A 12,341-nucleotide genomic window follows, 5' to 3' on the forward strand; every position below is an offset into this window, starting at 1 on the left:
AGTAATCAGCCTTATTAGTGCGCCACTATTGGGCGTTACTGGCTTTCGAGCGGGCAATACGCGCTTCGCCAACCAGATAATCAAACAGGAAGATGATGGCGAGCATCACCACAATAAGAATCGAACCATAAGCAATTGCGATGCCGTATTCGCCATCTTCCACCCGATTTAGGATGTATGAGGTCGCGACGCGTGTATCCGGCGTCACCAAGAAGACGATGGCGCTGACGGTGGTCATAGCGCGCACGAAGCTGTATATCAGGGCCGACAAAATCGCCGGGCGCAGCAAGGGCAATAAGATATAAACCACGGTACGCAAAGATCCCGCTCGTAAACTCAGTGAGGCTTCATCCAACGATTTATCTAATTGCCCCAGTCCGGCAATCCCGGCACGTATTCCTACTGGTACGTTGCGCATTACCATTGAAATAATGACGATAGCGGCAGTACCGGTCAGGTACACCGGAGCACTGTTAAAGGCCAGAATATAGGAGACACCGGCTACCGTCCCAGGCACGGCAAAACAAAGCATGGTGCTGAACTCGATGGTTTTTTTACCCCGGAATTGCTGGCGTACCACGATGTAGGCAATCAGCAGACCAAAGGCGGCAGTAATTGGCGCTGCAATACCGGCATACAGCAGTGTGTCTAGCAGGGAAGGCCATGCACCATCACTGAAACCTTGGCCGAATAACTGGTTAAAGTTGTTCAGTGTCAGGGTGTAATCCACCCCCCAGTTGACGGTGAAGCTGCCGTAGAAAATGCTGCCGTACAGCAACACATTAAAGGCAATCCACACATACAACATCGCTGTAGTCCCCCATACCAGTGAGACCGGTAGTGGCTGGACATCACCCCGAGAGGATTTACCAGAAATGGTGACGTAGGAGCGTTTACCTATCCACATATATTGGATACAGAAGATGAATAGCGAGAACATCAGCAAGATGACACCCAGTGTCGAGGCTGCCGGATAATCAAGTTGTGCGCCGGTAATATAGAAGTAGATTTGCGTGGCGAGCACGTCAAAGTTCCCTCCCAATACCAGCGGGTTACTAAAATCAGCCAATGATTGCACGATGACTATCAAAAATGAGTTCGCCAGTGCCGGTTTTAGTAGCGGCAGGAACACTTGCATAAAGGTCTGCCAGCGGCTGGCGCGCAATGTATAAGAGGCCTCTTCTAATGACGGGTGAATGGTTTTTATTGCGCCGTCGAGGATCATAAATGACATCGGCGTAAAGGCCAGAACCTGTGCTAGCCAGATACCGGTAAAGCCATATAGCCAGTTAGTATTGGTTAACCCAAACCAAGTAACCATTAATTCAGTGACATAACCGGAGCGGCCCATCATCAAGGTAACACCCAGCCCAACCACAAAAGGTGGGGTGACGATAGGTAAAATAGAGAAGATTCGTCCCAGCAGAGCCGATCGCTTGGCAATTCTAGTGGTGTAAATTGCCAGCACCATGCCGAAGAAAGTACAACCAATCCCGACGGCAATGGAGAGTAGGAATGAGTTCCAGATAACTTGCAGGATATGTGCCTGCCCAAGGATCGCCATAAATTGCCATGGCGCAAAAGCCCCACTTTCATCGGTAAATACCGGAATAAAAATAGCAATGCTGGGGAACAGGATAAACACGGTGATCAGCGCAATAATGGTGACCAGTGATCCTAGGACGAAACGATCTCCACCTAGCCATTCAAGCCGGGCCAGTGCCAGCGTAATGACGGCACCTAAAGCGATAAATAGCCCGATGGTGGCAAAACCCAATCCGCGCCCTAACCAGGCTGAGGTGATAACCACAAAAAGAGCACAGAAAAGGGCATAGCCCGCATCGAATAAGTGGCGAGTACGGTGTTCACGCCTCTGTGGAGAAAGTGGCCGAAACAGTAATACTAATGGCAGGGCAAACCACAAAATGCTGATGTTTAAGCCAGACCAACCATAAGCGGCCAGGAGTTCTGACCGGCTCGCTTCAAGCAATCCGTAATCCAGACTGAATGCAGGTAATAAGGCAAAAGCAGCCACGGCGAAAGCCAACCAATAGAAAATGGCATCCCGTGTCTGCGGGAGCCGCAGAGTATGTGTCATGGTGTTCCCTAGATAACCGGCGTCTTTGGCGTTACAGCGGTGTGAGTTTCTTTGCTGTAACGCCAATGACTTTGGGTATAGAAATAGTCGATAAGTTATTAATATTTATACTTAGTTGCTATTTGCCCATCTTGACGTCATTAACCCACTTGGTAATGAGCTTCTTACGCATCTCGGTCGCACCGTAGGTGTCCATGTCGTAGTTAATCAGCTTCAGATCTTCAAGCTTGAGTGAGTTAGGGGAGGTAGCCGCCGTTGTATTGGTCAGAATTTGGTAGGATTGACCTTTCTGCCACGCCAATTCTTGGGCATCTTTTGACAGCACCCAATCAACGAATAATTTGGCATTATCTAGATTACGTGCACCTTTCAGAATGCTGACGCCACCTATTTCATAGCCAGAGCCTTCACAAGGTGAAATCAGTTTCAGTGGTGCGCCTTTCTCTTTTTCCAGTGAGTAATCGTGCAGGAAGCCAATACCGATGGTGGTCTCTCCGCGAGCGGCGTTACGGGCTGGGGCGATGCCGGATTTGGTGTATTGCGACACGTTGGCATTGAGTTTTTTCAGGTAATCAAAGGCAGCATCTTCCCCCCACAATTGTGAGAAAGTCGCCAGCGCCGTATAGGCAGTGCCTGAGCTTTGCGGATCGGCAATCTGGATTTCACCTTTGTAGATTGGGTTGGTCAAATCTTTCCAGCACTTAGGTTCTGGCAAGCCTTTTTCTTTCAGACGGTCGGTATTGACGCCAAGACCCAAAATACCGATATAAACTGCCGAGGAGTAGTTACCTTTGCGTTTTGCCGGATCACGGAATTGCGGCATGATTTGAGACAAATTAGGTGACTGGTAGGCATAGAGTAAATCCATCTCCCCAGCTTGAGATTGTGGATCCAACGTGCCGCCATACCAAACATCAGCCTGCGGGTTCTTTTTCTCGGCATCAACTTTAGCCAATGTGCTGCCGGAGCCATTGCGGATAAAACTGGTTTTAACATCATATTTGTCGCCGAATGCTTTGGCTTCTTCTTCACACATTGCATTGGTCGCGCTGCAATAAATGACCAACCGGCCTTCTGCTTTGGCGACAGTAGTAAAGGCGCTCAGTGCGAGGCCCGCAGCAATCAGTACAGAGAGTGGTGCAAGTTTCATAACATTATCCTTTTTATGCTCTGATGCTCCCCAACATCGAGAGACAAGCAGAGCTGTAGTTGTTGTAGAGAGGTATGACTTACTTTGCTTAAGGTACTTTTAGTCTTTGCTTGTCGGGAGGAAACGCTTTCCCGCGGGTTCGAACCCTAATCGATTAATGCCGGTCATCAGCAAAGGCATTAATAACAATCCTACACAGGCCGCTGCCAGTGTGAGCAGCGCAAAAAAACCTGGCCAACCATAATGTTGCAGCACTTGTGCTAATGGCCACCCGGCCAGTGCTGCACCGAGGTAGGCAAACAACCCAAGAAACCCGGTGACGGTGCCGGCAGCATCTTTATGGGTATATTCGGTGGCCGCCAAGCCAATTAACATCTGTGGCCCGAAGACAAAAAAACCGATACTAAAAAATGTCACTGACAGCAGCGAATAGTTATGAACAGGTGCCAACCATAGGGCGGTCATGGTCAAAAACAATCCCAGAGCGAATAACAAAATCATGGGTGCCCGCTGACCGCGAAACAGCAAATCGGATCCCCAACCCGCAAACAGCGCGCCAAATAATCCCCCCAGCTCAAACAGCGATAAGGTGGCATTGGCACTGAGTAAATTGACCCCGTGGCTCTCCGCCAGCCAAATATTGCCCCAGTCGTTGAGAGCAATACGGATCAGATAGACCAAGACATAAGAGACCCCCAGCAGCCAGATGGTACGGTTGCGCAAAATGGCATCGCGAAAAATGCGTCCCATCGGCATCGGGGGGCTTTGTTGCTCTTGCCACTGGTCCTGCGGATCGCGTCGCCATTGGCCAATGGTCGGTAATCCTTGCTCTTGCGGCTTATCACACAGCTGCCAACACAACCAAATACCAAGAACAATACCTATAGCTCCGGGGACGAGCAGGGCGGCCTGCCAACCATAGTGTGAGGCCAGAAACGCGGACAGTAGCGGAACCGCCGCCCCGCCAATACTGATGGAGGTATTCCAACACCCCCACCAACTGCCTCGCTCATTGCGCGAATACCACGTACTGAGTAATTTGGCGCAAGGAGGCCATCCCCATCCCTGAAAGAACCCGTTGAGTGTCCAAACTACCAACAACGCGGGCAGAGAGTGACACAGGGTAAAAACCACATTCAGTACCCCGGTCATCATCAGGCCGATACCCATAATCCAGCGGGCTTGGGTGCGATCACTGACAATGCCGGAAACAAATTTGGAGCCGCCGTAGGCCAGATAAAACAAGGTGCCGAGTAAACCGATATCCCCTTTATCTAACCCCAACTCCAGTTGCATCACCGGCATGGCGTAGTTGACACTTTTGCGAGTCAGGTAAAATGCCGCATACCCCATCACCATGGCGGCCATTAGGCGCGGTCGCCAGTAGCGATAGCGCGCATTGACCTGTTCTGGCGTCAAAGGCTCAGGGGGTAAAGCCTTTGACGACAAGGATGATGCAGGCATAGATTCCTCCGGTAATTGAATCGAGTGTAGGGAAGGTAAAAGTAAAAGAGATGAGACAAGGTTGTAGATGGCTAGGAATAATGCCTATTTATGCGGGTTTTTGATCCCGTTCTGTGGACAGGCTCACAGAGTCGTGGGGACGGGCATGAGTGGGGAGGTTCACGACCACCCGAGTACCCCGGCGGCGTTGTAATAGCCAGTCGCCGCCAAGTGCTCGCACACGCTCTTCAATACCCCGCAGTCCAAAACTACCGGTAGCGGGTTGTTCTGGCATTCCCATACCATCATCACGAACATCCAGTGTGATGATGTTGTCCGTCAAATGTAGGCTGACCTGAATATTACGGGCATTAGCATGTTTATTAATATTATTGAGCAGCTCTTGTACCAGCCGGTAGAGTGTCAATATCACCACATCCTCAGCAGGGGGGGATGGCAGCGTATAATCCAGTTGGAAGTGAATCCCTTGCTCGGCAAAGGCAAATTCTTCGGCCAAATGGTGCAGTGCTTGATCCAACGGCATTTCATCCAGCACTGGCGGGCGCAATTGACGCAACAACTGTCGGGTAGTCTGGTGAATACGTTGCGATAAATGGCTAATTTGATCCGCGGCCGATTGAGCGGCGGGAGAAGGCGCGCTGCGGTTAACCAACATCGCCTGAATTTGGATGGCCGTAATATTCTGACCAATTTCATCATGTAGCTCACGAGCAATTTCTTTGCGTACATCTTCCTCGGTATGTACTAACCGTTTCATCAGTTTGCGACGGGTTTGTAGCTCTTGTTCTAACTGATTGCGATAACGGTGTAGGTGCTGCGCCAGTTGCTGTTGACGGCTAATGGCTATCCCCAGCGTCATCCCTAATAGGGCCTGAGTCGAGAGGAATAGCTCTAATTCGGCCAGGTCATGAAATGCGCCGCTGGCCTGACGGGTTACCGTGATCATCAGGCTGCCTAAGACTGCCGCCAAAACCCCACCCTGCCAGCCAAATTTGTAGGCCATAAAGACATTGGGCAGGAAGACGAAAATGAGAAGTAACCGCTCCATATTGGGAGCAATCGCCATTTGCACACAGACCCCAATAGCAAAAATCAGCGAGCACCAAATCAGTAGCGACGTGCGCAGTGGCGGGTCAGGCATCTGCTGAGAAAATAAATTACGGATATGCTGCTGTTTTAAGTATTCATAGATTAGATAAGTAAAGGGCACGAGCAGAATGCCACCGGTAAAGGTGGCGAGCAGGGTTTGAGTTAAAGGGAGAGGGAGCCAGAAACCCAACACCAGCCCGTGCAATAGACTATTGCCAGTAACGGCAGTGAGAAGTAATAACAACCGCTGCCAGTAAAGGGTGTAATGGTGCCAAAAGCGCTGGGTCAGCCAGGCAGGCAGCAAACTCAGGAAAGGGGACAGCATAATCAGCGCGGTGGGTTGCAAGGCTTCACTGTGCAGCCAGCCTAATGCGACGCACTCTGTCAGTAATAATATCGACCAATATCGCCGTGGCAGCAGGATCATTAATGCTAATCGCAGGCCCTGCGGCAACAGCAACACGGCATGCAAACCGTCATCACTGAGATAAAAACTAATAGACCACAGCGCCAACCAACTCATGGAGAAAAACATCACCAAAAACAGTGATAGCCCCACTGAGCGCAACTGCCACATCAGTTACCTGCCAATAACTGATGTTGTAGTGCGAAATGCACCAGTTCGACGGTGGTTTCGCAGTTCAACTTACCCAAAATATTAGCGCGATGAACATGCACGGTTTTGTGGCTAAGAGATAATTGCTCTGCGATAGATTTAACACTGATTCCGTTAACCAATAATTGAAAAATTTCTTTTTCACGAGGTGTCAGAACTGCCAGTTGCTGTGGTTGTTGGGGCATATGGCGTAGTGCCCGTAAGGCATCCGCGCACAGATAAAGCCCGCCTCCGCTGACGGTGCGTAGTGCTTGTACTAATTCATCTGGGCCACAACGTTTGGTTAGATAGCCGCTGGCACCGGCGTCCATTGCGCTTTGCACAAATGCAGTGGTGTCATAAATACTCAAAATGATGGCGCGAAAATGCGGGATTTTTTGGCGCAGACGTTTAAGCAGACTTAATCCGCTTTCATCTGGCATCGAAATGTCCATCACAGCAACATGCACATCAATATTGGATAGCTTGTCCCAAGCCTCTGCTGCAGAACCATATTCACCGATAATACGAATATCTTTTTCCAGTGAGAGTAGCTGTGCAAAACCAGAGCGGACGACAATATGGTCATCTATCAAGGCGACGTTAATCATGATTTTTCATTATTACGGAACACAGAAGTGCATGATGCGCATCAATCTTTAGCATGGCAATAATTGTTATCAGAAATGTAAGAGGCTTAACATATGCAAGAAAAAACAGAAGAATAAATAGGCAGTTGTTGCGGGGAAATACCGCGCCCCACGAAGGTGAGTGGAGCGCGAGAGAGGGGGACTTAAGCATTACACCGGTTTTTTGCTGCGATAGATGCGTTGTGGTCGGCCAACCTTGCCATAAATAATCTCGGCCTGTAGGGCTTGATTGGCTGCACAGAACTCCAGATAACGGCGGGCTGTCGTGCGACTTAACCCGAGCACTTGCGCTACATTTTCAGCGGTATATTCATCGGCATTATTACTGAATAGGGTTTGGACTTTATCCAGTGTCATTTGGTCTATTCCCAACGGCAAGGTCACTTTTTGCTCGCCGCGAGCATAAGTATTATACATTTCATCAATTTGGCGCTGGTTAACTTTAGTGCCATCCTGCAATACTTGATGGCGATGGCTGTAACGGGCTAATGATTGCTCTAACCGTTCATAGGCCACTGGTTTTATCAGATAGTCAAAAACACCATATCGGATTGCTTCTGATACAGTTTCGCTGTCGCTGGCCGCAGTCACAAAAATAATGCCGCCAGAGAACCCTTGTAGAGTCATCTCGCGCAATAATTCCAAGCCACTACCATCTGGCAAATAGTTATCCAGCAAAATCAAATCAGGGTGAAAGCGTGCCACCATACTGCGGGCTTGCTGTAAATTGCCCGCCAGCCAAACTTCGCGGCAATAACTGCTTTGCTTGATAAATTCTGCATGCATCTCTGCCAGCGGCGTTTCGTCTTCTACCACTAAAATATTAAGCCATTCCATGGGATCTCCCCGTCTTTGAGATCAATGCGTCTTCGGAATAAAGACTGTAAATAAGGTGCCGCGTGGCGGATTATTTTCTATCGTAATGGTGCCACCACTTTGCTGAACATAGGTTGCGACCAGATACAGGCCAATGCCATGTTCATCGGAATTCTTGGAGCTGATACCACGCTCGAACAGACTGTCTTGCAATTGTGGGTCGATACCGCAACCATGGTCTGCCACCTCTAAAATCAGATCATCGCCCTCATCAGATAGGTAGATTTCAATCTGCTTATCACTGTCTGGGTTTTTTAAGCTGGCCTCAAAGGCGTTATCCAGTAAGTTTCCCATAATGGCGGCCAGTTCATTTTCGCCAATAGTGGAGGGCAGATGGGTTAACTGACAACCTGGGACAAAATTTAAGGTCAACCCCAACTCCCGCGCCCGGTGATACTTGCCAAATAATAACGCCGCGATCTGCCGGTTATTAAAAGCGGTACGTAGCATATCAATTAGCGCCTGATGGGAGGATGATTCGGTTTTCACCATCTCTAGTGCTCGGTCAAACTCTTTCATCTGCAACAACCCACTCATGGTGGACATCCAATTCAGATGCTCGTGGCGGACGGTGCGCAGATTTTCGACATATTGTTGAATCTGACTGAGCTGGGCGCTGAGTGTATGAATATCATCCTGACTACGAAAACTCACCACCCAACCTTGGAACACGCCATCTTCTGACCAAATCCCCGCTCGGTTGGCAATCGCATTCAAACCATTAAAAGTGCACAACTCATCGTGGCGGTTATCACCAGTTTGATCGAGAAAGAAGTGATCAGGTGAAACGACGTCACTGACTTTTCGACCAATCAACTGCTGTGGTGTGGCAGAAATGTGCAGCATTTTACGCGCATTCTGATTGATTGCAGTGATCCTTCCCTCAGGATCAACGGCAAGTAGCCCTTCAAATACGGCACCAAAAAGTGCCTCTTGTTGTCGGAGTACTCGCGCTATTTCTTTGGGTTCCATCCCCATCATTTGTCGACGAATATGATTAGCAAAAAGCCATGACAACAGCAGTAACAGGGCAAGCACAATCAGAAAAGAGTGGGTGAGTGGTAGAAGGTAAACAAGCCGCCAATGGTCGATTTTGCTGATCAGATACCCTAAAGACACCACCCCGATGATTTTCCCCTGCTCATCACGGATAGGTGTTTTAGCGCGCATGGCTTCGCCCATCGAACCTTTACCAAAAATAATGTAACTCTCGCCCCGTTCGAGAGCGCCGGGTTTGGTCCACTGCATCGGGTAGCCAATCATGTCCGGATTTGGGTGATAGAGGCGAATCGAGTGCGTATCGCCGATGACCAGATAATCCAGATCCGAGGTATTTCCCAATCGGCCAACAATTTGCGCCAACTCAGCTTTATCACGATGTTTCACCGCATTAACCACTGAGTCCATCGACGCAATAATTTTGGCCTGATTCATTGCAGTCTTGCTGACCTGATCCAGCAGGTATTGCTCAAAATTGTGACTTAAAAAGCGATCCAATGCGCCAGTAAACAGAATAGAGACGGTTAATAGCAGTAAAAATATGCGCAACGGGAAAGCCATATTTTTCAATCGGCTCCACATTCGGCCACGCCATGTTAATTTTTCTACTGTGCAAGGAATCGACAAACTACTCACCTTAATTAACAAATATTCATCGTACTTGAGATTACCGAGTCACTTGTTGCCTACCTACAGCCCCAAGTTCTTTGGATATTAGAATCTATGGCATTAACATAAGTTAATTTAAGAAATAATTAAATAGCTAAGAGAAATAAAAATATATATTAATAATTAAGAAAATTAAAACCATTAAATAACTTATATTTACTCTCTTATATGTGAAATAGGTCAATTAATCACACTATTTTTATGTTTAGCATGTGCTCGAAAATTAATTCAAATAAAAACTAAATTGGTTTAAATTTATTTTATATTGTTGTTTTTATGTGAATTTATTATTTGAAGGGTGAGTTTATATTATTTTATTTTTCAATCTATTAACTTGTTCTTTATTTGTTATGTAAACGTTATGGCAGAGAGTGACTTATGGATACGGTATTTAATCGAATTAATCGTTCAGACCATCAGAGGATTGCAGAAATAACGCGGTTCTTGCGGGCTAATGATTTAAATATAGATACCACCGTCGAGGTTTTTATTACCGTAAGCCGTAATGAAAAGTTGGTGGCCTGTGGTGGTATAGCTGGCAATATTATCAAATGTGTGGCGATCAGTGAGCAAGTCAGAGGCGAAGGATTAGCTCTAACATTGGCTACTGAGTTGGTCAATTTGGCTTATGAACGCCATCACAGCCATCTGTTTATTTATACCAAAACCAAAAATGAGAGCTTATTTAAAGCCTGTGGTTTTTATCCTATCGCCAGTGTTCCCGGTATTGTCGTATTAATGGAAAACAGTGACTGCCGCTTGCAGCGCTACGCCAAACAATTGAGCCAATTACGCCAACCAGGGCAAAAAATTGGCAGCATCGTAATGAATGCCAACCCTTTTACCCGTGGACACCAATATTTAGTGCGACAAGCCGCGGCGCAGTGTGATTGGCTCCACCTATTTTTGGTCAAGGAAGATAATTCACGTTTCCCTTATGAAGACCGGCTGCAATTAGTGCTTGAAGGGACGCAGGATATTGCCAATCTCACGGTGCATCCCGGTTCGGAATATATGATCTCCCGTGCCACTTTCCCGTGTTATTTCATTAAAGATCAAGGCGTGGCAGATGACTGCTATACCGAAATTGATCTGAAAATATTCCGTCAATATTTAGCACCAGCACTGGGTGTGACTCACCGCTTTGTGGGGACCGAGCCATTTTGCACCGTGACCGCTAAATATAACCATGACATGAGCTTCTGGCTTGAAACGCCATCACTGCCTTATCCCCCAATATCACTGGTGGAAATTGAGCGCCTTAAATACCACAACACCGCTATTTCTGCCTCTTGGGTGCGCAAGTTATTGGCACAGGGAGACGGTGAAACTATTCGTAAACTCGTGCCGCCCGCCACTTGCCAGTATTTGCAACGGTTACTGGCCCAGCGTGCGCAAAAGGCGGTTAACGCAGAGAAAATCGCCACGCCAGCAAAGCATTCAGCCCTGTTTTAGTCGATTAAATTCAGTTGATTAGATATTTCGATGAAAGCAGGGCGCAAAGATAGGGACTGATGAGTTAGTCAGACACCACGAATTTGAAGACAAGTTAATCAGGTGAAAAATGAAAATTATGAGAGAAGCCGTCGCCGGAACATTGGAGTCGAGCGACGTCATGGTGCGCATCGCGCCATTGAATCCACCCGAAATCGACCTACAAATTCACAGCAGTGTGGATAAGCAGTTTGGCGAGGCCATTCGTTACAGCGTTTTGGCGTTGCTGGAGCAGTACCAGATCACCGGAGTGCAACTGATTATTGACGATAAAGGTGCACTGGATTGTGTTTTGCAGGCACGGCTGGAAACCGCACTGCTTAGAGCCTGTGATGAAAAAATTCTGCCATGGAGAGCTTCGCTGTGAAACCTGAACTGAAAAACAGAATGCGCCGCAGCATGTTATTTGTTCCCGGCGCTAATGCTGCCATGGTCAGTAATGCTTTTATTTATCAGGCTGATGCCTTGATGTTTGACTTGGAAGACTCAGTCATCCTGCGCGAAAAAGACGCCGCCCGCCGTTTGGTCTATCACGCTTTGCAACACCCACTTTATCAGGACGTGGAAACCATCGTTCGAGTCAATGCTTTGGACTCTGCCTATGGTCTGGCGGACCTAGAGGCGGTGGTACGCGGAGGGGCCGATATTGTCCGTTTGCCCAAAACGGACAATGCCAAAGATGTGGAAGATATGGCGCGAGAAATTAGTCGTATCGAGGTGGAGTGTGGCCGCGAAGAGGGGAGTACCGGTTTGTTAGCCGCTATTGAGTCCGCTCAGGGGATTACTCAGGCGTTGGCCATTGCGCAGGCATCACCGCGGTTAATGGGGATTGCCTTGGGGGCCGAAGATTATGTTCGCAACTTGCGTACCGAGCGCTCACCAGAGGGCATCGAACTACTGTTTGCGCGTTGTTCAATCTTGCAGGCCGCCCGCGCTGTCGGGATTCAGGCCTTCGATACGGTGTATTCCGATGCCAATAACGAAGCTGGGTTCTTGCAGGAAGCGGCCCTTATCAAACAATTGGGTTTTGATGGCAAATCGCTGATCAACCCGCGCCAAATCGAACTGTTACACAACCTCTATGCCCCGACTGAAAAAGAAGTCCGTCACGCACAGGCGGTGGTTGATGCCGCCGCCGCGGCGGAAGCTGAAGGACGAGGTGTGGTGTCCCTCAACGGCAAGATGGTCGATAGCCCGGTGATTGAACGGGCGCGGTTGGTTTTACAACGTGCGGTCAGCGGTCTGCGTGAGGAATAA

At 48.4% G+C, this 12,341-nt stretch carries 10 protein-coding genes; 3 read left to right on the forward strand and 7 right to left on the reverse strand.

Annotated elements, in window-relative coordinates; genetic code table 11:
- Window positions 1–25 precede the first annotated feature (25 nt).
- The 7 genes from HUZ92_RS13335 to dpiB all read right to left on the reverse strand — a co-directional run bounded on the left by HUZ92_RS13335 (window position 26) and on the right by dpiB (window position 9,548).
- Window positions 26–2,098 (reverse strand): ABC transporter permease, encoded by a 2,073-nt coding sequence (locus tag HUZ92_RS13335; protein ID WP_145579727.1) that lies wholly within the window; start codon window positions 2,096–2,098, stop codon window positions 26–28.
- A 118-nt stretch (window positions 2,099–2,216) separates the two neighbouring features.
- On the reverse strand, window positions 2,217–3,248 hold the full coding sequence (locus tag HUZ92_RS13340; RefSeq protein WP_050101866.1) for an ABC transporter substrate-binding protein: 1,032 nt from the start codon (window positions 3,246–3,248) through the stop codon (window positions 2,217–2,219).
- A gap of 99 nt (window positions 3,249–3,347) precedes the next feature.
- Complete coding sequence (gene uhpC, locus HUZ92_RS13345; protein ID WP_050101865.1) at window positions 3,348–4,712, reverse strand: MFS transporter family glucose-6-phosphate receptor UhpC; 1,365 nt, start codon at window positions 4,710–4,712, stop codon at window positions 3,348–3,350.
- Between the two features lie 88 nt (window positions 4,713–4,800).
- Entirely contained in the window at window positions 4,801–6,378 is a 1,578-nt protein-coding gene (locus HUZ92_RS13350; protein WP_128451050.1) for an MASE1 domain-containing sensor histidine kinase, read from the reverse strand.
- On the reverse strand, window positions 6,378–7,007 hold the full coding sequence (locus tag HUZ92_RS13355; protein WP_050101863.1) for a response regulator transcription factor: 630 nt from the start codon (window positions 7,005–7,007) through the stop codon (window positions 6,378–6,380). The genes HUZ92_RS13350 and HUZ92_RS13355 overlap by 1 nt, the downstream gene beginning before the upstream one ends.
- Before the next feature lie 189 nt (window positions 7,008–7,196).
- Complete coding sequence (dpiA, locus tag HUZ92_RS13360; RefSeq protein ID WP_050101861.1) at window positions 7,197–7,883, reverse strand: two-component response regulator DpiA; 687 nt, start codon at window positions 7,881–7,883, stop codon at window positions 7,197–7,199.
- Between the two features lie 21 nt (window positions 7,884–7,904).
- Entirely contained in the window at window positions 7,905–9,548 is a 1,644-nt protein-coding gene (dpiB, locus tag HUZ92_RS13365) for a sensor histidine kinase DpiB (protein WP_445286146.1), read from the reverse strand.
- A gap of 420 nt (window positions 9,549–9,968) precedes the next feature.
- On the opposite strand from dpiB, the gene citC reads away from it, so the two are divergent.
- The 3 genes from citC (at window position 9,969) to HUZ92_RS13380 (ending at window position 12,341) form a co-directional block, all read left to right on the forward strand.
- Complete coding sequence (gene citC / locus HUZ92_RS13370) at window positions 9,969–11,045, forward strand: [citrate (pro-3S)-lyase] ligase (RefSeq protein ID WP_050101859.1); 1,077 nt, start codon at window positions 9,969–9,971, stop codon at window positions 11,043–11,045.
- A 109-nt stretch (window positions 11,046–11,154) separates the two neighbouring features.
- A complete protein-coding gene (citD, locus tag HUZ92_RS13375; protein WP_050101858.1) occupies window positions 11,155–11,451 on the forward strand; it encodes a citrate lyase acyl carrier protein in 297 nt (98 codons plus the stop codon).
- The gene (locus HUZ92_RS13380) at window positions 11,433–12,341 is read left to right on the forward strand and encodes an aldolase/citrate lyase family protein (protein WP_072086783.1); all 909 of its coding nucleotides are present in this window, start codon (window positions 11,433–11,435) and stop codon (window positions 12,339–12,341) included. Before citD ends, HUZ92_RS13380 begins: the two co-directional genes overlap by 19 nt.

This window comes from Yersinia vastinensis (assembly GCF_902726565.1).
In the GTDB taxonomy this organism is placed as follows: Bacteria; Pseudomonadota; Gammaproteobacteria; order Enterobacterales; family Enterobacteriaceae; genus Yersinia; species Yersinia vastinensis.